Here is a 21657-nt window from a genome sequence, read left to right as displayed (position 1 = left end):
CATGTCAGTGGGCTGAGTCGACCTCGAGGGGCGTGCTGCGCGAGATCGCGACCATGTCGTCGCGAGGAACGACCTTGACCCGGGCCCGCCCGTGCGGGCGCCCGAGGGCCTGCTCGTGCTCGTCGAGGTTGTGCCAGCCGGTGAGGTCGGTGTATTCGACCCCGCGCTCGTCGAGGAGTGTGAGGACCGACTCCTCGTCGGGCGACGCGGGAATCCACCAGTTGGCCTGGTCGTTGATGACGTGCTTGATGGTCTCCATGGCGTCGCTCTTCGTGTGCCCGATGAGACCGACGGGGCCGCGCTTGATCCACCCCGTCGCGTAGACACCGTGCACGAGATCGTCGTTGTCGTCAAGAACCTGACCCTCGCGGTTGGGGATGACCCCGCGGCGGTCGTCGAAGGGGATCTCGTCGAGGGGCGAGCCGAAGTAGCCGACCGCGCGGTAGACCGACTGCACGGGGATCTCGCGGATCTCGCCCGTGCCGGTGACACCACCCTCGCCGTCGGGCCGCGTGCGCTCGTAACGGAACGCCGCGACCTTTCCGCCGTCGCCGACGATCTCGACGGGGTTCGCCCAGAAGTGCAGGTGCAGTCGACGCGATGCTCCCGTCTGCTCGCGCCCGCGCCACGAGTTGAGCACCTTGTTGAGCACGAAGATCTGCTTGTTCGTCTCGATCGCGACCTTCGACGCCTCGTCGAGCTCGAAGTCCTCGTCGTGCACGATCATGTCGACGTCGTTCATCTCGCCGAGCTCGCGCAGCTCGAGGGGGGTGAACTTCACTTGCGCGGGCCCGCGGCGACCGAACACGTGCACGTCGGTCACGGGTGACCGAGTGAGACCCGCGTAGACGTTGGAGGGGATCTCGGTGACGAGCAGATCGTCAGCCGGCTTCGCGAGGATGCGCGCGACGTCGAGAGCGACGTTGCCGTTGCCGATGACGGCGACCTCGCGGTGCTCGAGCGGCCAGTCGCGCGGGAAATCGGGGTGGCCGTCGTACCAGCTCACGAAGTCGGCGGCACCGTAGCTCCCGTCGAGGTCTATTCCGGGGATGTCGAGGTCGGCGTCGCGAACGGCGCCCGTCGCGAAGATGACGGCGTTGTAGTGCTGCTTGAGGTCGGAGAGCGTGATGTCGCGACCGTAGAGCACGTTGCCGAACAGGCGGATGCGACCCGTGTCGAGCACGTCGCGAAGTGCCGTGATGATGCCCTTGATGCGCGGGTGATCGGGGGCGACCCCGTAGCGCACGAGGCCGTAGGGCGCGGGGAGGTGCTCGAAGAGATCGATCGACACATCGAAGCGTCGCTCTGCCTTGAGCAGGATGTCTGCGGCGTAGATGCCGGCGGGGCCGGCGCCGACGATGGCCAGTCTGAGCTTGGTCACTGCGGTTCCTTTAGGTGCTTAGTTGCTGCGTTCGACGATCGAGTCGGCGAAACGGGTCAGGGCCTTCTTGACGGGCCCGTCGGGCAGGGGGGCGATCGCTTCGACGGCTTCGCGAGCCCAGCGCTGTGCCTCGGCCACGGTCTGGCGCGTCACATCGTGCTCGCGCAACTCGGCGATCGCGGCCGTGAGGTCGTCGTCGTCGGAGTCGCCGTAGTGGGCGATGTTGACGTCTCGCTCGATGCGGGTGAGCAGCGCGTCGGCGTCGGCATCCGTCTCGGCGAGGCGGCGCAAGTAGAGCAGCGGCAGTGTCGAGACACCGGATCGCAGATCGGTTCCGGGGGTCTTGCCGGTCGCCTCGACGGGCGGCGCGAGGTCGATGACGTCGTCGACGAGCTGGAACGCGATGCCGACCTTCTCCCCGAACACGGTCACGGGCTCGCAGTACTCGTCGGGCGCGTTCGAGAGCAGCACGCCGATCTGGGCCGCAGCGGCGATGAGAGATCCGGTCTTGTCGGCGAGAACGCTCAGGTAGTGCTCGATGGGGTCTTCGTCGTCGGAGGGGCCGATCGTCTCGTGCAGCTGGCCGAGGCACAGCCGCTCGAACGTGTCGGCCTGCAGGCGTATGGCGCGCTCCCCGAGACCGGCCACGAGCTTGCTTGCGCGAGCGAACAGCAGGTCGCCCGTGAGGATCGCGACCGAGTTGCCCCACACCGATTGCGCGCTCGGCACGCCCCGACGCATTTGCGCCTCGTCCATGACGTCGTCGTGGTAGAGCGACGCGAGGTGGGTGATCTCGATAGCCTCGGCCGCCGCGATGACCGCAGAGGTGTTGCCGTCACCGAGCTGGGCGGTGAGCAGCGCGAGAGTGGGGCGCACGCGCTTGCCGCCGGCGTCGAGCAGGTAGCGGCTCGTGACATCCGCGAGGTTGTCGGCGAACGACATCTCGCGCGACAGCCCCTGCTCCACGACCTCGAGGCCCTCCTCGACGGCCGCCGCGAAGCGACGCTCGTCAGACGAGGCGAAGAGCTTGTCGCCGAAACCCAAGGTCGCGCTCAGACTGCGGGTTCTGCGGCCACCGGGACGGCTCGCGTTCACTGTGTGCACCTCTCGAAATCTACGGTCGAAGCCCTCAGGGCTTCGGAGTACCCGGGTCGACGGACTGCGGCATGGCCGGTCGAGCACGGCGACCGCGGGGCAGACCCGACGGCTTGCGCCCCCGGTGCAACGCGACGACCCCCGCCGTGAGGTCGCGGTGGGCGACGCGCGTGAAACCCGCGCCCCTCAGCCACTGGCTCAGGGTGTCCTGGTCTGGCCACTCGCGGATCGACTCGGCGAGGTAGTCGTATGCGGCCGAGTTCGAGCTCGCGAGCTTGACGACGTTGGGCATGACGAACCGCATGTAGATCGAGTAGCCGGCGCGCACGACGGCGCGCTTGGGGGTGCTGAACTCGCAGATCACCAGTCGACCACCCGGCTTGAGAACGCGGAACATCTCGGCGAGAGCCGTCTTCGGCTGGTCGACGTTGCGCAGCCCGAACGAGATCGTCACGACGTCGAAGCTCGCGTCGGCGAACGGGAGAGCCGTGGCATCCGCCTCGACGAACTCGATCTCGGGGTGCCGCGTGCGACCGACCTGGATCATGCCGGGCGAGAAATCGGCGGCCGTCACGATCGCCCCGGTCTTGGCGAGGGCCACCGAACTCGTGCCCGTTCCCGCCGCGAGATCGAGGACGAGTTCACCGCGCTTGGGGGCGACAGCGCGCACCGTCGCCACGCGCCACAGGGCGTCGTTGCCGAGGGAGAGCATCGCGTTGGTGCGGTCGTAACCGCGAGCGACCTGGTCGAACATCGACGAGACCTCGCTCGATTGCTTGCTCATATCCGCCCTGGCCACTCGTCGAGTCTAGTTGCGTCGCGGCGCACGCCCCGCGAGCCGGGCGAACGCTCGGAAACCGCGCACGTGGCGCCGATAAGCTCGACGCGTGCGAAACGTCGACGGCCGCATCACCGCACTCACGGTCGACACCTCCGAGTGCGCCGACCTCGGCCCGCTCATCCCCCTCCTCGACGAGCGGTCCCCGCTGCTCTGGATGCGTCGCGGGCTCGGGCTCGCCGGGATCGGCGAAGCGGTGCGACTCGAGTTCACGGGCCCCGACCGCATCCGCGACGCGGCCGCCGCGTGGAGACGACTCGCCACCGCCGCGACCGTGACCGACGCAGTCGGCCTCCCCGGCACAGGCCTCGTCGCCCTCGGCACCTTCGCGTTCGCCGAGACCTCGGCGCTCACGAGCGTGCTCATCGTGCCCGAGATCATCGTCGGGCGTTCGGCGTCGCGCTCGTGGATCACGCGCGTCACGCGCACCGAGGCCGCGTCGCGCGCGACACCGCCGGCTGCGACACCGCCGGCAGCGACACCGCCGCCCGGGACCGGACGCCCGCCAGCGCGACCGTACGGAGCGGATGTCTCGGTGCCGCTGCATCCGGGCACGATGTCGCGCGAGCACTACCGCGACGCTGTCGCAAGCGCCGTGCGGAGCATCCGCAACCACGAGGTGAGCAAGGTCGTGCTCGCGCGCGACCTCGTCGGCGACCTCACCCCCGGGAGCGATGTGCGCACGATCGTGCGCGACCTCGCGCTCGGCTACCCCGACTGCTGGACGTTCGCGATCGACGGTTTCGTGGGCGCGAGCCCCGAGACCCTCGTGTCGGTGGCCGACGGCACGGTCACCGCGCGGGTTCTCGCGGGCAGTGCGGCGCGCGGCACCGATGCCGTCTCGGACTCCGACTCGGCCGCCGCCCTCGCGACTTCGACGAAAGACCTCGACGAGCACCAGTTCGCGGTGCAGAACGTTCTCGCGTCGCTCCGCCGGCACAGCCCGACGGTCACCGCGAGCGAAGCGCCGTTCACCCTCAAGCTGCCCAACCTGTGGCACCTCGCGAGCGACATCGACGGCATCCTCACCGACGGGTCGACGTCGCTCGACCTCGTCGAGGCACTCCACCCGACCGCAGCCGTCGCGGGAACACCGACGCGCGTCGCCCTCGACCTCATCGACACCCTCGAACCCTTCGACCGCGGGCGCTACGCGGGGCCGGTCGGCTGGATCGGCGCGGACGGCGACGGAGAGTGGGCCGTCGCCCTCCGCTCGGCGCAGATCGCCGCCGACGGAACCGTCACGGCCTACGCGGGAGCCGGGATCGTCGCCGACTCGGTTCCCGAGCGCGAACTCGTCGAGACCCGCCTCAAGTTCCGTCCCATCGTCGACGCGTTCGGCTGAAGCCGGGCGCGGGCGGCCGCGCCATTCGCCCAGCCGCCGCGACATCCGCTGCCCGTTTCGGCATCCGCACGTCAAATGTCGGCGGCGAACGCCGAAATGGGCGGCGGACGGCCCTCCGGGCGCGGTGCGCGATGCGCGACTGATGGCGTGTGGTGCACTGCAGGAGGCAGGCGGATGGCGCGCGGCGGGTTCGCGGTCGCGAGCACGCCCCAGCCCAGATGCTCCGCCTCCCGTCACGACGTCGGCGCCCGATTCGCGGCCGCACCTCCACCGCGGCGACCACGTCCGCCGCCCACATCCGCATTCGCGCGTCAAATGTGGGGGGCGAACGCCGAAACCGGCGGCGGACGACCGTCCGGGTGCGGTGTGCGGTGTGCGGTGTGCGGTGTGCGGTGCATCGTGCACGCGCACCACGCCCGCACCTACGCACCCACCTCAGTGGCGCGGCAGCGGCACCTCGACGAGAACGACGGAACCGGATGCCGCGAGCGCCTCGTCGAGCTCCCCGCGCTTGTCGGCACGGCGGTACTCCCACCCGTAGGCCGCGGCGAGCGCGCGCAGATCGACGGCGTGCGGGGTGTACATCACGCGGTCGAACGCGTCGGGGTCGGAGTCGCCCGCGACCTCAAGCGAGTCGAAAATGGTGCCCCCGCCGTCGTTGCCGACGACGACCTGCAGTCGGGGGCACGGTTCACCCGGCGCGAGAAGAAGGGATCCGACGTCGTGGAGCATCGTCACGTCGCCGACCACGACGCGCGTGACGCCCGTCGAGCCGGCCGCCTCGCTCGCGAGGGCGATGCCGGTCGCGGTCGCGACGGTTCCGTCGATTCCGGCGAGACCGCGGTTGGCGTGCACCGTGATGTTCTTGCCCGAGACGGCGCGGTCGGCGTCGCGGATGAGCCGGGAGGCACCGAAGACGAGTCGATCGTGCGGCCAGGTCGCGTGCCACACCGCGTCGACGAGGGAACGCCGGGTGATCGCCTGGCGGAACACCGCGAGCTGCTCGCGCGCGAGCGAGGGCTCCTTGTCCCCGCTCGGCAGGGGGACGGCGGCGGATGCCGCACCGCTCAAGTGCCCGCCGTCGACAATCGCTCTGCTCGCGTGCACCCACGACCCCGCCCACGACCGCGGTGCCGGCTCACCCGCGTAGCGCACCTCGCGCACGATACGACGAGCTCGGCGGCCGGGGTCGTACGCCTCGCCCGCGTGCCCCCGCACGACGATCACTTCGACGGCGTCGCTCTGCAGCAGGCGGGGCACCTGGCGCGACAGTGTCGGATGCCCGAACACGACCGCTCGCGTGACGGCGCCGCCGAAGTCGGCGTCGTCGAGCAGCTCGCGATAGGCGACGACGAGGTTCGGCCCGAAGCGGGCGCCGCTGCTCACCTCGGCGAGGAGGGGAGCGCCGAGGGCACGGGCCAAGGACTCGGCGTGCGGCCCGGCGCCGTGACCGGCGATCACGACGGTGCCGTCGCGCGGCTCGAGGTCGAGCTCCGGATCGACAGCGGGCCCGGGCTCACCCTCGACGGAACCCGCCGGTCCGGACGCCGCGGCGCGCATCGCCTGATCGAGCACATCGCTGTCGATCGCGCCAGACAGGGGCTCGCGAAACGCGATGTTGAGGTGGACCGGCCCGGGAGTCACCCCCGAGGTGGCGGCCACGGCGCGCGCGGCGAGCTCCGCCGCGCGGGGGCGCTCGGCGGGCGCATCACCCGAGGGGGCGTCGACGTCGGCACTCCACCGGGGGATCGCGCCGAACATCCCGGGCTGCACGGTCGTCTGGTTGCTGCCGATGCCGCGCAGCTCCGGAGGGCGGTCTGCGCTCACGATGAGCAGGGGCACCCCCGAGTGGTGCGCCTCGAGCACCGCGGGGTGCAGGTTCGCCACCGCGGTGCCCGAGGTCGTGATGACGACCGCGGGCACACCCGACTCGACGGCGAGGCCGAGGGCGAGAAACCCCGCCGACCTCTCGTCGATGCGCACGTGCAGTCGCAGTGCTCCGGCGTCAGAGAGTGCGGCGGCCGCGAGCGCGAGGGCCTGCGACCGCGACCCCGGGCTCACGACGACATCGGTGACCCCGTGCGTGGTGAGGCTCGCGAGGAGGGCGAGGGAGAACTCGCTCGACGCGGGCGCCCCGGTCATCCGTCGTTCGGCTTGGGGTCGTCATCGAGGTCGGCGAGCTCTTGCTCGAGACGACGGATGCGCTCCTCTTGTTCCTTCTCGGTGTTGATGCGCCGCAAGAAGTCGGGGTCGTCGTCGGGCGCCGTCGTGCGGGGAACCGCTCGACCCCGACCGCCGCGCTTGCCGCGGTCTTTTCCGAGGGTGAACCACAGGGCTGCACCGATGACCGGGAGGAGGAGGATCACGAGCACCCAGAGGATCTTGGGGAGACCCCTGGTTCGTGACTTGTCGGTCATGATCGTGTCGATTGTCGCGTAAACAGACAGCGCCACGATGATGAGTCCCACGACGATGTAGACCCTAGGCATGCGTCGATTCTAGGCGCGCCGACTGTGTGAAAGCTGCCCGCGCCCCCGGCACACCGCCCGCGCGTGCGCCCGGTGGGCGTTCAGCGCCGCTCGCCTAAACTGGGTGGCGTGAAATCGACGCGCCCCTGGATCCTCTACACCGTGATCAGGCTCGGCATCTTCGCTGTCGTGCTCACCGCACTCCTCCTCATCGGGCTCGAACCGTGGGTGTCGGCTATCGCTGCGGCCGTCGTCGGGCTGTGCGTGACCTACATCTTCTTCTCGCGCCAGCGGGAGCAGGTCGTGACGTCGTTCTACGAGTACCGCACGGCCGGGCCTCGCGACGCCGACGCCGACGTCGAAGACGAGCTCGTGGAGCACGACGAGGATGTCGTCGTCACGAGCGCGACTGCGCCGGACGCCGCCGCGGACCCAGCCTCGAGCCCCGCAGCTGCCACAGACACGTCCGCGTCAGAAGGCGAAGGCCGCTCCGAGTCCGACACCGAAGAGGAGCGCCGTCAGGCTCGTTAGTTTGAGCGCGAGGATGAACTCGGGCGCCGTCTTGGCCGTGAGGGTGATGATCACCGCGGGCACCGCCGCGAGCAGCGCGAAGAACACGTAGAGCGCGAGTGGGAGGAACACCGCGAAGTAGGCGAGGATGCCGAACGGCGCGAGGGTGAGCACGGCGAACGTGATGCGCGACGGCATGTCGCCGAGCAGCACCGCGAGGGTGCGCTTCGACGCGAGCACGTCTTGGCGGGCGTCGCGGATGTTGTTGACCATGAGCACCGCGCACGCGAGGAGTCCGATCGCGACGGCGGCGAGCCAGGCTTCGAACGACACCGTTCCGACCTGCACGAACATCGTGCCCGCGGTCGCGACGAGGCCGAAGAACACGAAGACGAAGACCTCGCCGAGACCGTAGTAGCCGTACGGATGCTTGCCGCCCGTGTAGAAGTACGCCGCGACGATGCACACCGCCCCGACCGCGATGAGCCACGGGTGCCCGCTCAGAACACTCACGAGGATGCCCGCGACCCCGGCGATCGCGAAGAACACCAGCGCGACGGTCAACACGGTGCGCGGCTTCGCGGCACCCGACCCGGTGAGACGCGAGGGCCCCACACGGTGGGCGTCGGTGCCGCGGATCCCGTCGGAGTAGTCGTTGGCGTAGTTGACGCCGATCTGCAGCGCGACGGCGACGACGAGACACAGGAGCGCCCTGACCCAGTGCCAGCCCTCGTCGTTGTCGTAGAGGTAGGCCGCACCCGTGCCGAGCGCGACGGGCGCGATGGCGAGCGGGAGGGTGCGCAACCGCGCCCCCCCGATCCAGTCGCGTGCTGTCGCCTGCGGGATGGGCGGTGCCTTCGGGGGGCGACCCCCCGGCTTCCCGCTGCGGGATTTCGCCGCGGCGGCGGTCTTCTTGGGGTCGATCCGACGCTGGGTCGGCTTGTTTCGCGTGGCCACGCGCCGATCTTACTTGCGCCGATCTCTGCCCCCGCTCCGCGCGCAGACACTCGCCCGCCGCGACCCCACCCCGCGCCGTCGCCGTCGCCGTCGCCGTCGCAGGAGGTTCTGCGTCGCGAGCACCTCTCGCGGGAGGTTCTGCGGGGTCGACCCCGCGCACTCCTGCTATTCGGAGGGTTGCGGAGGCCCGGGAGACGCGTGGACGGCGGCGGCCACCGCGACGAGGTCGGGCTTGCCGCTCGACAGCCGCGGGATGTCTGCGACCACGACGGCGACCGGGCGGGCCGGGCGGCCGAGCGCGTGCTCGACCGCACCACCCACGACCTCGAGGCCTGACGAACCACCGGCCTCGACCCCACCACCGGGCTCCGCCACTCCACCGCGCTCCGCCTCGACGACGAGCACGAACGCGTCTCCCCACTCCTCGCTCGCGATGGGCACCGCGACCGCATCCGCTATTCCGCGGATGCCGCGCGCGACCCTCTCGACGGCGTCGAGCGACACCTTCACCCCGCCAGACACGATCACGCGGTCGAGGCGACCGGTGACGGTGAGGATGTCGCCCTCGAGAGTTCCGGCATCGCCCGTGCGATACCAGCGCGTGCCCCCGTCGACGACGAAGGCCGCGCCGGTGCGGTCGGGGTCGTCGAGGTAGCCCTCCGCGAGCGTCGGCCCGGCGACGCGCACCTCGCCGTCGACGATGCGGAGGTCGGTCGCGCCGATGGGCTCCCCGTCGTAGACGCACCCTCCCGAGGTCTCGCTCGCGCCGTAGGTGCGCGTCACGGCGAGGCCGAGCGCGGCGGCGTCGTCGAGCAACGCGGGAGGGGTGGACTGTCCGCCGACGAGGATGCGATCGAGACGACGGAGGGTCTCTGCGAGCCGGCCCGAACCGTCGGCGCGCGCCGCGTCGACGAGGCGCGCGAGCTGCACGGGAACGAGCGAGGTGAACAGACGCTCGGCCCCACCGAGGGCGACAGCGCGATCGACGGCGTCGACGAACGTGTCGGCGTCGAACGGTCCCGACGTGACGATCGGATCGAACCCGGCCGTGATCGAGCGCACGAGCACGTTGAGCCCCGCGATGTAGTGCACGGGCACCGCGAGAATCCAGCGACCGGCACCGCCGAGTGCGGCCTCCGAGGCGGCCGCGCTCGCGAGCAGGGCGTCAGCCGTGAGGGCGACTCGCTTGGGTGCACCGCTCGACCCGCTCGTCTCGACGACGAGGGCGATGCGCTGGTGCACGGCCTCGGGAAGAGCGACGACGGATGCCGCACTCGAACCGCTCGCCGCCGCCCCACCCCGAGGCGTCCGCACGAACACCGCGGGCCCGTCGGCCGTGAGGGCGCGGCGGAGCGCCTCGAGAACTTCGAGCGGTCGGGAGGCGTCGAAGCGCGCGAGCTCGCGGGTCACCGGCGCGTCTCGTCGAGAGGGTCGAGCGTCAGAACTGCCACGGGTACGGCGCCCAGTCGGGCTCGCGCTTCTCGAGGAACGCGTCGCGACCCTCGACGGCTTCGTCGGTGCCGTAGGCGAGTCGCGTGGCCTCCCCCGCGAACACCTGCTGGCCCACGAGCCCGTCGTCGACCGCGTTGAACGCGAACTTGAGCATGCGGATGGCCGTGGGCGACTTCGTCATGATCTCTCTCGCCCAGTCGTAGGCCGCGGCCTCGAGCTCGGCGTGCGGCACGACCGCGTTGACGGCTCCCGCCTCGAGGGCGCGCTGGGCGCTGTACTCCCGAGCGAGGAAGAAGACCTCGCGCGCGAACTTCTGCCCGACCTGGCGCGCGAAGTACGCGCTGCCGTAGCCGGCGTCGAACGAACCGACGTCGGCATCCGTCTGCTTGAAGCGCGCGTGTTCGTCGCTCGCGATCGTGAGGTCGCACACGACGTGCAGCGAGTGCCCGCCGCCGGCAGCCCAGCCGGGAACGACCGCGATGACGACTTTGGGCATGAACCGGATGAGCCGCTGCACCTCGAGGATGTGAAGTCTGCCGGTCGAGCTCGAGCCGTCGGCGTACTGGTAGCCGTCGCGCCCGCGGATGCGCTGATCGCCGCCCGAACAGAACGCCCAGCCGCCGTCTTTGGGGCTCGGCCCGTTGCCCGTGAGGAGCACGACACCGATGCGCGGGTTCTGGCGCGCGTGCTCGAGCGCGCGATAGAGCTCGTCGACCGTCTGCGGGCGGAACGCGTTGCGCACCTCGGGCCTGTTGAAGGCGACGCGCGCGACCCGGCCGGCGACGTCGTGGTGGTAGGTGATGTCGGTGAGGGAGTCGAACCCGTCGACGGGTCTCCAGACATCCGCGTCGAAGATCTCGGAAACCGTGCTCATGTGCCCAGTGTATGAGGGGCGACGGGAGCCCAGGATGCGCGCGTGCGGCGTCAGTCCGAGAGCGCGCCGAGCACGGCGACCGAGACGAGCGGGTTCGCCGCGAGACTCGCGATCGCCCCCGTGACCCCGAGGGCGCGGCCGCGGCCGGTGATCGCCGCGACGACGCCCGCGACGAACGACGCCGCGGTCACGGCGATGAGGATGATCGCGAGGATCGTTCCGGCGAGGTATCCACCCGACGAGGCGATCGAGATCGCGACGGCCTGGCCGACGAACGCGAGCACAGCGGTTGCGAGCGACGCGAACCCGAGCCACCCACGCCAGGCGGGGCGAGGAGGCGAGGCGATGGGGGTCGGCGTGGTCGGCGGCGCGGTCGCGGGCGCATCACCAACCGGCACACCTCCGACCGGCTCCTCGGAGCGGGGCGAAGGCACAGACTCGGTCGCAGCCACGCTCGCGAGTTTATCGCGCGAGTCACCGCGAACACGGGCGCGTCGCCCCACCGAGCGGCAGACTGGGGTCATGCTCCCCTCCCTGAGCGACATCGTCGCCACCGCGCGCGTCGTCGACCTGCCGCTGCGCCAGCGCTTTCGCGGGCTGACCTTCCGCGAGGCTCTCGTCTTCGAGGGGCCGCGCGGGTGGACCGAGTTCTCACCGTTCGTCGAGTACGACGACGTCGAGGCCGCGTCGTGGCTCTCCGCCGCGATCGACTTCGCGTGGGCAGCCGACCCCGCGCTCACGCGATCGACCGTGCGGGTCAACGCGACGGTGCCCGCGGTGGCCCCCGAGGCGGTGGCCGGCGTGCTCGACACGTTCGCGGGGTGCCGCACGGCCAAGGTCAAGGTCGCCGAACGGGGGCAGACCCTCGCCGACGATGTCGCCCGCGTCCGCGCCGTGCGCGACCACCTCGGCGTCGAGGGTCGCATCCGCATCGACGCGAACGGTCTGTGGAACGTCGACGAGGCCGAGCACGCCATCCACGCCCTCGCGGGGTTCGACCTCGAGTACGTCGAGCAACCGTGTGCGACGGTCGACGAGCTCGGCGAGATCCGGGAACGCGTGCGCTACATGGGCATCCCCATCGCGGCCGACGAGAGCGTGCGCAAGGCGAGCGACCCGTTGGAGGTCGCGCGACTGGGTGCCGCAGACATCCTCATCGTCAAGGCGCAACCTCTCGGCGGCGTGCGAGCGGCCCTCGCGATCGCGGCGAACACCGGGCTCCCCGTCGTCGTCTCGAGCGCACTCGACACGTCGATCGGTCTCTCGATGGGTGCCCACCTGGCTGCCGCCCTGCCCGAACTCGATTTCGACTGCGGGCTCGGCACGGCCTCCCTCCTCGCCGCGGATGTCACGAGCGAGCCTCTCCTCGCGGTCGACGGGCACATCGAGGTGAGGCGGGTCGAACCCGACGCCGCACTCCTCGACGAGTTCTCCGCCGACGCCGAGCGCACCGCGTGGTGGCTCGACCGAGTGGAGAGGTGCCACGCTCAGCTCGAGATCATGATGAGCCACGCGTGAGCGCAGGCGTGAGGCCTACTGCGGTGTGAGCCCGCTGTAGGAGTGCAGGCCCTCGAAGAAGAGGTTGACGATCGTGAAGTTGAAGATCACGGCACCGAAGCCGATGATCGCGAGCCACGCCGAACGCGAACCGCGCCAACCGCGAGTCGCGCGCGCGTGGATGTATCCCGCGAAGATCGTCCAGATGATGAAAGTCCAGACCTCCTTGGTGTCCCATCCCCAGTAGCGACCCCAGGCCCGTTCTGCCCAGATCGCTCCCGCGATGAGGGTGAAGGTCCAGAACACGAAGCCCACGACGTTGACGCGGTAGGCGAGGTTCTCGAGCGTCGCGGCACCGGGGAGTGTGCGCAGGAGGCGGAGTCCCGCACCCGCCGCGGCGGCACGGCGCGCTTGAAGCAGCTGAGCGATCGAGAGACCGGCTCCGAGCGCGAAGAACGAGGTGCCGAGCACGGCGACGAACACGTGGATGACGAGCCACGCCGACTGCAGGGCCGGGGGCAGAGGCTTGACGTCGACGTAGAAGTTGACGGCCCCGATACCCATCGCGATGACGACGAAGCCGGTGATGTACGCCCCGAGAAAACGCAGGTTCTGCCACAGCTGGATGCCGATGAAGACACCCACGATGATGGCTGTCGCGGTGAGGGAGAACTCGAACATGTTCGACCACGGCACGTAGCCCTGGGCGATGCCGCGCATGACCGTCGCAGCGACGTGGATGAGCCAGCCGAGGATCGTGAGGGCGAACGCGATGCGTTCGAATCGGTACGACACCGCCGATCGGGGCGCATCGACCTCGACCCGATCGAGAACCGCGGTGCCGCCGCGAGCGGCACTCGCCGACCCCGCCTCGGCCTCGACCGCCACGGGCGCTTGCGCCTTCGCCGACCGCTTCGCGAAGTCGAGCGTGAACATGATGAAGGCGATCGTGTAGACGCCCATCGCCGAATAGACGGCGACGAGGGAGAGGGAGACGAGCTGATCGGTCACGCGGTCAGTTTATGCCCGGTTTGCTGGGGCTCACCTGCTGGCCGTGACGCTCGGCGATGTCGTGCACGGCACGCTCGAGGCCCGGGTCGTCGCCGCGAGCGAGGCCAGCGTATTCGAGGGTGACCCCACCGTCGTCGCGCTCCATCGCCTTGACCCACACGCGGCGGCGAGGGATGAAGAGCGAGGTGAGCAGACCTGCGACCACGAGGATCGCGAACACGAGCACGAAGCCCTGGCTCGGGTCGCGATGGATGTCGAGGCTCGCGAACCGCGGAACCGAGTCGCTCAAGTCGCCGGCGGCGGCATCCGGGGCGGCGTTCTCGAACGTCACCGAGCCGAGGTCGTCGGGGAGGTCGACGGTCTCACCGGGCCGGAGCTGAATGGACTCGGTGTCGGCGTTGCGCCCCGCGACCTCGGTGAGGTTGTCGGTGTTGAGCTCGTAGACCGATCGCGGCACCCCCGCGTCGAGCCCGAGGTCTCCCGTGAACACCTGCAGGCTGATCACGGGGTTGAGCAGGTCGGGGTAGTTCGAGGTGAGGGCGCCCGTGTCGAGGGTGGTCTGCGTGGGGTAGAGGAACCCGATCATGCCGAGCTGTTCGGGCACGGCATCGGGAACCTTGATGACCCCGAGCGAGGTGAGGTTGGAGTCTTGCGGGAGGAACGGCACCGCGTCGCTGAACGCGACCTCGCCGTCGCCGTCGCGCACGGTGATGATGGGGGCGTAGCCGTTGCCGAGGAGGAAGATGTCGTTTCCGCCGATGCGCAGAGGGTCGTTGACCTTGATCTCGGCTGGCACCTCGGTCTCGGTTCCGTCGTCGGAGGGCAGGTGCGCCGTGACACTCGCGGTGTAGTCGATGGGCATGCCGTAGGCGCCGAGGTCCTCTTGCTCGTAGACCGCGTCGAACTCGTCGAGGGTGAGCCGGTAGGGCTCGAGCACGCCGTCGTCGAAGAACCGACCGGGCAGGAACGACTCGTACGACAGCAGCACGTTGGCGAACGAGTCGCCCTCGACGATGACCTTCTGACCGCTGTATCCGAACCCGCCCCCGATGCCGACGGAGATGAGCACTCCCACGAGAGCGCTGTGGAACACGAGGTTGCCCGTCTCGCGCATGTAGCCGCGCTCGGCACTCGCCGAGAGCTGCCCGCGCCCGTTGTCGAACAGGCGCACGCGGTATCCGCTGCGCTTGAGGATGCCGCGAGCCGACTCGACGGCCTCGGCCGCGGTCGTCTCGCCCGCCGCGACCTCTGAGGTCGTGAAACCCTCGAGCCGTTCGAGTCGCGCGGGAGTGCGCGGCGGCGGCGTGCGGAGAGCCTTGAGGTGGTGGAGCGTGCGGGGGATGACACACCCGATGAGCGAGATGAAGAGGAGGAGGTAGATGGCCGAGAACCACGCCGAGCTGTAGACGTCGAACGCCTGAAAGCTGTCGAGCACGGGGGCGAGGTCGGGGTTGTCGCGAAAGTACTGCAGCACGCCGTTGGGGTTCGACGACCGCTGCGGCACGAGCGACCCCGGCACGGCCGCGATGGCGAGGAGCAGGAGGAGGAAGAGCGCCGTGCGCATGCTCGTGAGCTGGCGCCAGAAGAAGCGCACGTATCCCGCGAAACCGAGCTGCGGTTGCGTGATGCCGTCACCCTTGCCACTCGCGGGGGGCGGGGTCGGGGAGTCGTAGTGATCAGATGGCCGGCTCAAACCCGAGGATCACCCCCGTGAGGTTCGACATGATCCACTGCCAGACGCCCGAGACCATGAGAATGCCGAGGAGGATGAGCATCGATCCCCCGACGATGTTGACCGTGCGGATGTTGCGCTTGAGCCAGGCGACCGAGCCCGTGACCCATCCGAACCCGAGCGCGACGAGCAGGAACGGGATGCCGAGGCCGAGACTGTAGGCGATGCCGAGCAGAACGCCGCGACCGGCCGACCCGCTCGTGAGACTGAGGTTGAGGATCACGGCCAAGGTCGGGCCGATGCACGGCGCCCACCCGAGACCGAACACGATGCCGAGCAGGGGCGCCCCGCCGAGCCCTGTCGCGACCGTGAACGAGGGCTTGATCGTGCGCTGCAGGAAGGTGAACTGCCCGATGAAGACGAGGCCCATGACGATCACGATGACGCCCGCGATGCGCGTGATGAGGTCGACCCACTGCAGAAGGAGCAGCCCCGCGATCGAGAACGCGAGATTGAATCCGACGAAGACGACACTGAAGCCGAGCACGAAGAGTGCGACGCCGAGCAGGAGACGCCTCCGGCTGCCGCGCTCGTCCGACCCCGCGAAGCCCCCGACGTACCCGAGATACCCGGGCACGAGGGGCAGAACGCACGGTGACGCGAACGACACGAGGCCCGCGAGCAGGGCGATGGGAAGTGCAAGGAGGAGGGTGCCGCCACCGACGATCTCGCCGATCGAGTCGATCACGCAGCATCCTCGGCGAGCACGTCGCGGATGATCGTGTCGAGGATCGACCGCTCCTGGAGCTGGCCGAGGATGCGAGCGGCGATGCGCCTCTCGCTGTCGAGAACGAACGTCGTCGGCACGGCTTGCGGCGAGATGTCGCCCGCGAAGGCGAGCCGCACGGTGCCGTCGGAGGCGTCGAGGAGCGAGGGGTAGGTGATGTCGTAGTTGCGGGCGAAGGCGAGAGACCGCTCGGCGCCGTCGTAGATGTTGACGCCGACGAACGAGGCGCCCTCGCCGTCGTACTGCTGCGAGAGGGCTTCGAGATCGGGCGCCTCGGCACGGCACGGCGCGCACGCGGCGTACCAGAAGTTGACGACGACGACGTCGCCGTCGAGGTCGCTCACGGCGAGCTCCTCGCCCGTGTCGGTCGTGCCCGCGAAGTCGATGGGCTCACCGCGGTCGTCCGGCGCGACCTCGAGGATGCCGTCGCCCGCGATATAGCCCGAGTTGCCCCCGTCGAGGTAGTCCTCGGCGAGGGGATCGCTCGAGCACCCCGCGAGGATCGCCGCACCCACGAGGGCGAGCGCGATCGCCGCGTGACGACGCGGCCGCATCGCCACTACACCGCTCCCGTGTCGATGGCGCCGTCGAGCAGGTCTGCCGCGGGCTCCGCGTAGGCGACCTCGCGGTAGCGCGGGGCGCCGTCGACGGGCGACTCGACCCTCTCGAGGGTCGTGACGCTCGAGAGGGAGCACCGGCGCTGGCGCGGGTCGTGCCAGAGGTGCACCCCGGCCACCGCCCGCTGAACCATGACGATGGGCATCTGGTGGCTCACCATGACGACGTCGCCTGAGGGGGCCGCGCGCCAGGCCGAGTCGATCGCCGCGATCATCCGACTCGCGACGCTCGTGAAGGGCTCACCCCAGCTCGGACGGAACGGGTTGACGACCCACGGCCACGATCGGGGCTTCGTGAGGATGGCGGGGCCGAACTCGAACTTCTCGCCCTCGAACTTGTTGTGCGGCTCGATGAGACGATGGTCGGTCGTGACGCCGATGCCGAACGCGTCGACCCACGGTGCCGCAGACTCCTGGGCCCGGTGCAGGGGGCTCGCGTAGAGCGCCGTGACGGGCCGACCGGCGAGATGCGCGGCCGCGGCCGCGGCCATGCGCGTGCCCCGTTCCGACAGGTGATAGCCCGGAAGACGGCCATAGAGCACACCCTCGGGGTTGTGCACTTCGCCGTGCCGGACGAGGTGGATGAAGGAGGCTGCCACGGCCCCCAGTCTACGGTCGACCCCCCTGCCGGTTTGCCGAGAGCCGGGTGCGCGAGGGCGGAGCGCTAAACTCGTGCCCCGTGACTACACGCACCCTGATCAGAGACCTTGCCGCTGCCGACGACGGACCCATCTCGGTGTCCGGATGGGTCGAAACCGTGCGTGATCAGAAGAAGGTGCAGTTCGTCGTTCTGCGCGACGAGTCGGGCGCGGTGCAACTCGTCAACCCGCGCACCGACGACAACACCGAGCTGTGCGACGTCATCTCGGGTCTCAGCCAGGGCACGTTCCTCACGGCCGCGGGCGAGCTCAAGCACGACGAGCGCGTGAAGCTCGGCGGCGTCGAGATCAAGCTCGCGCCGACCGACTCCCTCACGATCGCCGCTCACGCGATCGCCGAGACGCCCATCGCCGACGACTCGGGAATAGACAAGCGCATGGACTGGCGCTTCCTCGACTTGCGCGTGCCCCGCAACTCCCTCATCTTCAAGGTGCAGACGACGTTCGAGCACGCGATGCGCACGTGGTGGATCGACAACGACTTCGTCGAGCTGCACACCCCCAAGCTCATGGCGAGCGCGAGCGAGTCGAAAGCGGAGCTCTTCGAGGTCGGCTACTTCGAGACCAAGGCCTACCTCGCGCAGAGCCCCCAGTTCTTCAAGCAGATGGCGCAATCGGCCGGACTCGGCCGCATCTTCGAGATCGGCCCGGCGTTCCGTGCCGACCCGAGCTTCACGAGCCGCCACGCGACCGAGTTCACGAGCGTCGACGCCGAGATCAGTTGGATCGACAGCCACGAAGACGTCATGCGCATGCACGAGTCGCTTCTCGTCGCGGGTCTCACCGCGATCAAGGAGAAGCACGGCGACGCGATACTCGAGCAGTTCGGTATCGACGTCGTCGTGCCGAGCACGCCGTTCCCCCGCATCCCGCTCGCCGAGGCGAAGCGCATCGTCGCCGAGCGCGGCTACGAGGTGCCGCGCGCCGACGACGACATGGACCCGGAGGGCGAGCGCCAGATCTCGGCCTACGTGAAGGAGGAGTTCGGGCACGAGTTCGTCTTCCTGACCGACTACGCCTCGAGCATCCGGCCGTTCTACCACATGCGTCACGCGGATGACGCGGGGCTCACGAACAGCTACGACCTCATCTTCAACGGCGTCGAGATCTCGACCGGGGCGCAGCGCGAGCACCGCATCGAGGTTCTCGAGCAACAGGCCCGCGACAAGGGGATGGACCCGGAGGAGCTCGACTTCTACCTGGACTTCTTCCGCTACGGCGTTCCGCCGCACGGGGGGTTCGGCATGGGCCTCTCGCGCGTGCTCATGCTGCTGCTCGGCCTGCCCAACCTGCGCGAGGCCACCTATCTGTTCCGCGGACCGACGCGGCTCCTGCCCTAGACGGCACAGCACGCAGCACACACGACAGCAGCGCCCGGGCTCGGCCCGGGCGCTGCTGTCGTCGATGCGGCTGATCAGGCCGGCGGCTCGTCCTTGCCCGACTCCTCGAGGTCGTCGGCTTCTTCCTTGGTCGCGTGGATCGCACCCTCGGCGTGCTCAGGCGGACCGTAGACCGTGTAGAGCACGAGCGGGTTCGGCCCCGTGTTGACGAAGTTGTGGTGCAGGCCCGCGGGCACGACGACGAGGTCGCCCGCCTGGATCTTGCGCGTGTTGCCCGAGACGGTCGATTCGCCGACGCCGCTCACGATCGTGAGGATCTGGTCGGTGTCGGGGTGCGTCTCGGCACCGATCTCGCCGTCGACGGGGATGGTCATGATGACGAGCTGGGTGTACTCGCCCGTCCACAGCACGCGTCGGAAATCGGCGCTCTTCTCTGCTTCGGTGGCGATGGCGAAATGGACGATTCCGGTCATTGATGTCTCCTCGGATGGTCGTGCGGTCCCCTGGACCGTACACCGGGGGCCGCGCCGGTCGCGCCCCCCTTGCGGCTGGTACCGTGACGACCATGAACACGGATGCCGCCTCCCTCGCCCGCTCCGCCGCCGTCGATGCCGGCGAAGACCTCCTCGCGAGACTCCGCACCCACATCGACGAGGTCGCGGGCGGCTCCGACGCCGGAGAGGTCTCGGAGGAGACCGACAGCGCACTCTGGGAGGCCGTCGCGGCCTACGGCGATGCGCTCGACGTTCTCTACGGCGACGACGATGACGACGACGAGCCCGACGACGACGAGCCCGACGACCTGACCTTCACCGTGCGCACGCGCTACGACTACACGGTCGTCGACGAGAAGGCGTTCCTCGCGGCGGGCACCGGTCTCGGCGGCGCCGTGCACACGCTCCTCGAGCGGGCGGGGGGCAAGCCGATCCCCGCCCTCGAGGTCGCGTCGCTCGAGACCGGGAGCGGCCTCATCACGGTGCACCTCAATCGTGAGCCGCTCACATCCGACGACTTCTCCGATGCCGACGAGTCGACCGACCTGCTGCTCGTCGACCCCGACGAGTCGCTGCAGTTCGTGCTCGACGAGCCCGTCTACGGCTCGCGCGCCGAGGCTGAAGCCGCAGCCCGCAGGCACTCGGGAGACTGACGCGCCGGGCGGCGCACTCAGCAGCGCATCGGCACCCGGACGATCAGACGAGGATGTCGATCGCCGACCGCTCCGACACGCGCGGCTTGACGATCTCGACGACCCGCTGGTGCTCGGGGTGCGGTCCGTAGACGCGCAGCGCGGCCTCGTCGGCGAAGTCGATGACGAGCGCGAGGTCCCAGTTGCCGTCGATGTCGACGGCGTTCGTCGACACGGTGAGGCTTGAGATCTCGGGGATGAGCGATACGAGGCCGTTGAGCTCCGACGAGATGACCGAGGCGTCTTCGGCCCGCTGGGCGGGATCGGTGGCGGCGAGCTTCCAGCAGATGATGTGGCGGATCATTCAGGCCTCCAAGAGGGCGGTCGTCAAGCGGGCGGAATCGACCCGCCAGTAGGTGTGCACGCGGTCGTCGATGAGGATCACGGGCACCTGGTCACTGTAGGCCGCGGTGAGGTCTGCGTCGCCGTCGATCGACTTCTCGACGACGCGGATGTCGCGGTCGGGGTCGCGCTCCGCCACACCGTCGACGACGAGCGTGACGATCTCGCGCGCCGTGTCGCACAGGTGGCACCCCGGTCGCGTGAGCAGGGTGAGGGTGACGGAAGACACGCCACCAGCCTAAGCACCGCGTCGCACCGCGTCGCACCGGTCGTCCAGTCGTCCCGTCGTCCGGTCGTCCATGGACCGCTCGGCTCGGTCTGCTTAGACTTGGCCGCCATGCCCGACGACGATGCACGCCTCGACACCGCCCCCGACGGCCCCGGGGATGCGCCCGTCGTCGCCTTCTTCGACGTCGACAACACTCTCCTCCGCGGCGCGAGCGTCTACCACCTCGGGCGCGGAGCGCGCCGCCGCGGCGTTCTCACTCTGCGCGACATCATCCGGTTCGCGTGGCACCAGGCCCGCTTCACGGCCGTGGGAGAGAACGGGCGCCACATGATCGGGGCGCGGGCGCGGGCACTCCAACTCATCGAGGGCCACACGGAGGACGTGCTCGAGTCGATCGCCGACGAGGTCTACGACGACTTCATCGCTCCGAGGCTGTGGCCCGAAACCGTCGAACTGACTCGGGAGCACTTGCGCAAGGGCCACGAGGTATGGCTCATCACCGCAACGCCCGTCGAGGTCGCCGACGTCATCGCGAAGCGACTCGGACTGACGGGGGCGATCGGAACGAGACTCGAGAGCGTCGACGGCGTCTACACGGGCCAGCTCGAGGGACCGCTCATGCACGGTCCGCACAAAGCGGTCGCTGCTGAAGCGCAAGCACTCGAGTTCGGCGCCGACCTCGAGGCCTGCTGGGCGTACTCCGACTCCATCAACGACGTTCCGCTTCTCGCCCTCGTCGGCAACCGCGTGGTCGTGAACCCCGACGCTCGGCTCGCCAAGCACGCGAGGGCGAACGGCTGGTCGTCGCTCGAGCTCAAGCCCGCGAGCATCCGTGCCTTCCGCCGCAAGGTGCGGCGTGAGGCGCGCGAGGTCAAGCGAGGCGGTTAGACCGCCGGCGGCACGACAAAAAGCGCCGCCCCTCGGGGCCGGCGCTTCTGTCGTGCGAAGTAGGGTCTACTTCTTGTTGCGACGCTGGTGGCGCGTCTTGCGCAGCAGCTTGCGGTGCTTCTTCTTCGCCATCCGCTTGCGACGCTTCTTGATTACGGAACCCATAGTTACCTCACTGATTCTTGAACGGGTGACCGGGTCCGTTCAGAACCTCGGAAAATTGCCTCGGAGCAGTCTACTCCCTCGACCCGGGGCGTGTGTGCCGGGTCGCATCAGGGGGTGGCAGCGCCGTCTCAGCCGGCTTCCGTGTCGGCGACGTGCGACTGGATGGCGGCGACGACCGCAGACTCGGGCACGCGGAACGAGCGTCCGAAACGGATGGCGGGGAGCTCCCCCGAGTGCACGAGACGGTAGACCGTCATCTTCGAGACGCGCATCATGTCGGCTACCTCGGCGACCGTGAGAAATCGCACTCCCGAGAGATCGTCCGACATCGCTTCCGCCTTCGT

The 21657-nt window shown here is 69.6% G+C and carries 25 protein-coding genes; 6 read left to right on the top strand and 19 right to left on the bottom strand.

Annotated elements, in window-relative coordinates:
- Positions 1–4 precede the first annotated feature (4 nt).
- Genes ACLHG5_RS13360 through ubiE form a run of 3 tightly spaced genes read right to left on the bottom strand, consistent with a single transcriptional unit; the run spans position 5 to position 3275 of the window.
- Complete coding sequence (locus ACLHG5_RS13360) at positions 5–1381, bottom strand: FAD-dependent oxidoreductase (protein ID WP_411316428.1); 1377 nt, start codon at positions 1379–1381, stop codon at positions 5–7.
- An 18-nt stretch (positions 1382–1399) separates the two neighbouring features.
- Positions 1400–2476, bottom strand: a complete 1077-nt coding sequence (locus ACLHG5_RS13355; RefSeq protein ID WP_411316429.1) for a polyprenyl synthetase family protein — start codon at positions 2474–2476, stop codon at positions 1400–1402.
- A gap of 34 nt (positions 2477–2510) precedes the next feature.
- On the bottom strand, positions 2511–3275 hold the full coding sequence (ubiE, locus tag ACLHG5_RS13350; protein WP_411316430.1) for a bifunctional demethylmenaquinone methyltransferase/2-methoxy-6-polyprenyl-1,4-benzoquinol methylase UbiE: 765 nt from the start codon (positions 3273–3275) through the stop codon (positions 2511–2513).
- An 88-nt stretch (positions 3276–3363) separates the two neighbouring features.
- On the opposite strand from ubiE, the gene ACLHG5_RS13345 reads away from it, so the two are divergent.
- Complete coding sequence (locus ACLHG5_RS13345; RefSeq protein ID WP_411319110.1) at positions 3364–4659, top strand: isochorismate synthase MenF; 1296 nt, start codon at positions 3364–3366, stop codon at positions 4657–4659.
- A 435-nt stretch (positions 4660–5094) separates the two neighbouring features.
- Here the strand turns inward: ACLHG5_RS13345 and menD are convergent, their stop codons facing one another.
- Both menD and ACLHG5_RS13335 read right to left on the bottom strand, forming a co-directional pair.
- Complete coding sequence (menD, locus tag ACLHG5_RS13340; RefSeq protein ID WP_411319109.1) at positions 5095–6801, bottom strand: 2-succinyl-5-enolpyruvyl-6-hydroxy-3-cyclohexene-1-carboxylic-acid synthase; 1707 nt, start codon at positions 6799–6801, stop codon at positions 5095–5097.
- A complete protein-coding gene (locus ACLHG5_RS13335) occupies positions 6798–7148 on the bottom strand; it encodes a PLDc N-terminal domain-containing protein (protein WP_411316433.1) in 351 nt (116 codons plus the stop codon). The genes menD and ACLHG5_RS13335 overlap by 4 nt, the downstream gene beginning before the upstream one ends.
- Positions 7149–7256: 108 nt before the next feature.
- Between ACLHG5_RS13335 and ACLHG5_RS13330 the strand changes: the two genes are divergently transcribed.
- Positions 7257–7658, top strand: a complete 402-nt coding sequence (locus tag ACLHG5_RS13330) for a DUF4229 domain-containing protein (protein ID WP_411316434.1) — start codon at positions 7257–7259, stop codon at positions 7656–7658.
- Here ACLHG5_RS13330 and ACLHG5_RS13325 read toward each other — a convergent pair.
- From ACLHG5_RS13325 to ACLHG5_RS13310, 4 genes are all read right to left on the bottom strand, one after another.
- Positions 7599–8594, bottom strand: a complete 996-nt coding sequence (locus tag ACLHG5_RS13325; protein WP_411316435.1) for a 1,4-dihydroxy-2-naphthoate polyprenyltransferase — start codon at positions 8592–8594, stop codon at positions 7599–7601. The two genes, ACLHG5_RS13330 and ACLHG5_RS13325, sit on opposite strands and share 60 nt — an antisense overlap.
- A 165-nt stretch (positions 8595–8759) precedes the next feature.
- Positions 8760–10004 (bottom strand): AMP-binding protein, encoded by a 1245-nt coding sequence (locus ACLHG5_RS13320; RefSeq protein WP_411319108.1) that lies wholly within the window; start codon positions 10002–10004, stop codon positions 8760–8762.
- Between the two features lie 28 nt (positions 10005–10032).
- Entirely contained in the window at positions 10033–10920 is an 888-nt protein-coding gene (locus tag ACLHG5_RS13315) for a 1,4-dihydroxy-2-naphthoyl-CoA synthase (protein ID WP_411319107.1), read from the bottom strand.
- A 50-nt stretch (positions 10921–10970) separates the two neighbouring features.
- A complete protein-coding gene (locus ACLHG5_RS13310) occupies positions 10971–11372 on the bottom strand; it encodes a hypothetical protein (protein ID WP_411319106.1) in 402 nt (133 codons plus the stop codon).
- Positions 11373–11442: 70 nt separating this feature from the next.
- Between ACLHG5_RS13310 and ACLHG5_RS13305 the strand changes: the two genes are divergently transcribed.
- A complete protein-coding gene (locus tag ACLHG5_RS13305) occupies positions 11443–12438 on the top strand; it encodes an o-succinylbenzoate synthase (protein WP_411319105.1) in 996 nt (331 codons plus the stop codon).
- Positions 12439–12453: 15 nt separating this feature from the next.
- Here ACLHG5_RS13305 and ccsB read toward each other — a convergent pair whose 3' ends face one another.
- The 5 genes from ccsB to ACLHG5_RS13280 are packed head-to-tail and all read right to left on the bottom strand — an operon-like array spanning position 12454 to position 17103.
- Entirely contained in the window at positions 12454–13428 is a 975-nt protein-coding gene (gene ccsB / locus ACLHG5_RS13300) for a c-type cytochrome biogenesis protein CcsB (protein ID WP_411316441.1), read from the bottom strand.
- Between the two features lie 4 nt (positions 13429–13432).
- Entirely contained in the window at positions 13433–15121 is a 1689-nt protein-coding gene (locus tag ACLHG5_RS13295) for a cytochrome c biogenesis protein ResB (protein WP_411319104.1), read from the bottom strand.
- Positions 15105–15845, bottom strand: coding sequence for a cytochrome c biogenesis CcdA family protein (locus tag ACLHG5_RS13290; RefSeq protein ID WP_411317268.1), 741 nt, complete (start codon positions 15843–15845; stop codon positions 15105–15107). Before ACLHG5_RS13290 ends, ACLHG5_RS13295 begins: the two co-directional genes overlap by 17 nt.
- Entirely contained in the window at positions 15845–16441 is a 597-nt protein-coding gene (locus ACLHG5_RS13285; protein WP_411317269.1) for a TlpA family protein disulfide reductase, read from the bottom strand. The genes ACLHG5_RS13290 and ACLHG5_RS13285 overlap by 1 nt, the downstream gene beginning before the upstream one ends.
- Before the next feature lie 5 nt (positions 16442–16446).
- On the bottom strand, positions 16447–17103 hold the full coding sequence (locus tag ACLHG5_RS13280; protein WP_411316443.1) for a histidine phosphatase family protein: 657 nt from the start codon (positions 17101–17103) through the stop codon (positions 16447–16449).
- A gap of 80 nt (positions 17104–17183) precedes the next feature.
- Here ACLHG5_RS13280 and aspS point away from each other — a divergent pair, with 80 nt between their 5' ends.
- Positions 17184–18503, top strand: coding sequence for an aspartate--tRNA(Asn) ligase (aspS, locus tag ACLHG5_RS13275; RefSeq protein ID WP_411319103.1), 1320 nt, complete (start codon positions 17184–17186; stop codon positions 18501–18503).
- 74 nt (positions 18504–18577) lie between these two features.
- Here the strand turns inward: aspS and ACLHG5_RS13270 are convergent, their stop codons facing one another.
- Positions 18578–18976 (bottom strand): cupin domain-containing protein, encoded by a 399-nt coding sequence (locus tag ACLHG5_RS13270; RefSeq protein ID WP_411316445.1) that lies wholly within the window; start codon positions 18974–18976, stop codon positions 18578–18580.
- A gap of 83 nt (positions 18977–19059) precedes the next feature.
- On the opposite strand from ACLHG5_RS13270, the gene ACLHG5_RS13265 reads away from it, so the two are divergent.
- Positions 19060–19650, top strand: coding sequence for a hypothetical protein (locus ACLHG5_RS13265; protein ID WP_411319102.1), 591 nt, complete (start codon positions 19060–19062; stop codon positions 19648–19650).
- Between the two features lie 43 nt (positions 19651–19693).
- Here ACLHG5_RS13265 and ACLHG5_RS13260 read toward each other — a convergent pair whose 3' ends face one another.
- Together ACLHG5_RS13260 and ACLHG5_RS13255 are read right to left on the bottom strand one after the other, a co-directional pair.
- Positions 19694–19993: a Dabb family protein gene (locus tag ACLHG5_RS13260; protein ID WP_411319101.1), complete on the bottom strand. Its 300-nt coding sequence runs from the start codon at positions 19991–19993 to the stop codon at positions 19694–19696.
- Positions 19994–20260, bottom strand: a complete 267-nt coding sequence (locus ACLHG5_RS13255) for a glutaredoxin family protein (RefSeq protein ID WP_411316448.1) — start codon at positions 20258–20260, stop codon at positions 19994–19996.
- Between the two features lie 108 nt (positions 20261–20368).
- On the opposite strand from ACLHG5_RS13255, the gene ACLHG5_RS13250 reads away from it, so the two are divergent.
- On the top strand, positions 20369–21148 hold the full coding sequence (locus ACLHG5_RS13250) for an HAD family hydrolase (RefSeq protein ID WP_411319100.1): 780 nt from the start codon (positions 20369–20371) through the stop codon (positions 21146–21148).
- Between the two features lie 66 nt (positions 21149–21214).
- Here ACLHG5_RS13250 and ACLHG5_RS13245 read toward each other — a convergent pair whose 3' ends face one another.
- Both ACLHG5_RS13245 and ACLHG5_RS13240 read right to left on the bottom strand, forming a co-directional pair.
- Positions 21215–21313, bottom strand: coding sequence for a 30S ribosomal protein bS22 (locus ACLHG5_RS13245; protein WP_003792170.1), 99 nt, complete (start codon positions 21311–21313; stop codon positions 21215–21217).
- A gap of 128 nt (positions 21314–21441) precedes the next feature.
- A complete protein-coding gene (locus ACLHG5_RS13240) occupies positions 21442–21642 on the bottom strand; it encodes a helix-turn-helix domain-containing protein (protein ID WP_411316450.1) in 201 nt (66 codons plus the stop codon).
- Positions 21643–21657: the final 15 nt, after the last annotated feature.

Origin of the sequence: Marisediminicola sp. LYQ85 (genome assembly GCF_046600695.1) — a bacterium.
Lineage (GTDB): Bacteria > Actinomycetota > Actinomycetes > Actinomycetales > Microbacteriaceae > Marisediminicola.
The sequence above is the reverse complement of the archived record's forward strand: the minus strand, read 5'-3'. Positions and strand labels throughout refer to the sequence as shown.

What these genes read in the sequence shown, in the direction of transcription:
- ACLHG5_RS13270 (WP_411316445.1), bottom strand. Translation starts at nt 18,976, where the DNA reads ATGACCGGAATCGTCCATTTCGCCATCGCCACCGAAGCAGAGAAGAGC.
- ACLHG5_RS13245 (WP_003792170.1), bottom strand. Translation starts at nt 21,313, where the DNA reads ATGGGTTCCGTAATCAAGAAGCGTCGCAAGCGGATGGCGAAGAAGAAG.
- ACLHG5_RS13335 (WP_411316433.1), bottom strand. Translation starts at nt 7,148, where the DNA reads ATGCCTAGGGTCTACATCGTCGTGGGACTCATCATCGTGGCGCTGTCT.
- ACLHG5_RS13260 (WP_411319101.1), bottom strand. Translation starts at nt 19,993, where the DNA reads ATGATCCGCCACATCATCTGCTGGAAGCTCGCCGCCACCGATCCCGCC.
- ACLHG5_RS13285 (WP_411317269.1), bottom strand. Translation starts at nt 16,441, where the DNA reads ATGCGGCCGCGTCGTCACGCGGCGATCGCGCTCGCCCTCGTGGGTGCG.
- ACLHG5_RS13305 (WP_411319105.1), top strand. Translation starts at nt 11,443, where the DNA reads ATGCTCCCCTCCCTGAGCGACATCGTCGCCACCGCGCGCGTCGTCGAC.
- ACLHG5_RS13315 (WP_411319107.1), bottom strand. Translation starts at nt 10,920, where the DNA reads ATGAGCACGGTTTCCGAGATCTTCGACGCGGATGTCTGGAGACCCGTC.
- ACLHG5_RS13240 (WP_411316450.1), bottom strand. Translation starts at nt 21,642, where the DNA reads ATGTCGGACGATCTCTCGGGAGTGCGATTTCTCACGGTCGCCGAGGTA.
- ACLHG5_RS13250 (WP_411319100.1), top strand. Translation starts at nt 20,369, where the DNA reads ATGCCCGACGACGATGCACGCCTCGACACCGCCCCCGACGGCCCCGGG.
- menD (WP_411319109.1), bottom strand. Translation starts at nt 6,801, where the DNA reads ATGACCGGGGCGCCCGCGTCGAGCGAGTTCTCCCTCGCCCTCCTCGCG.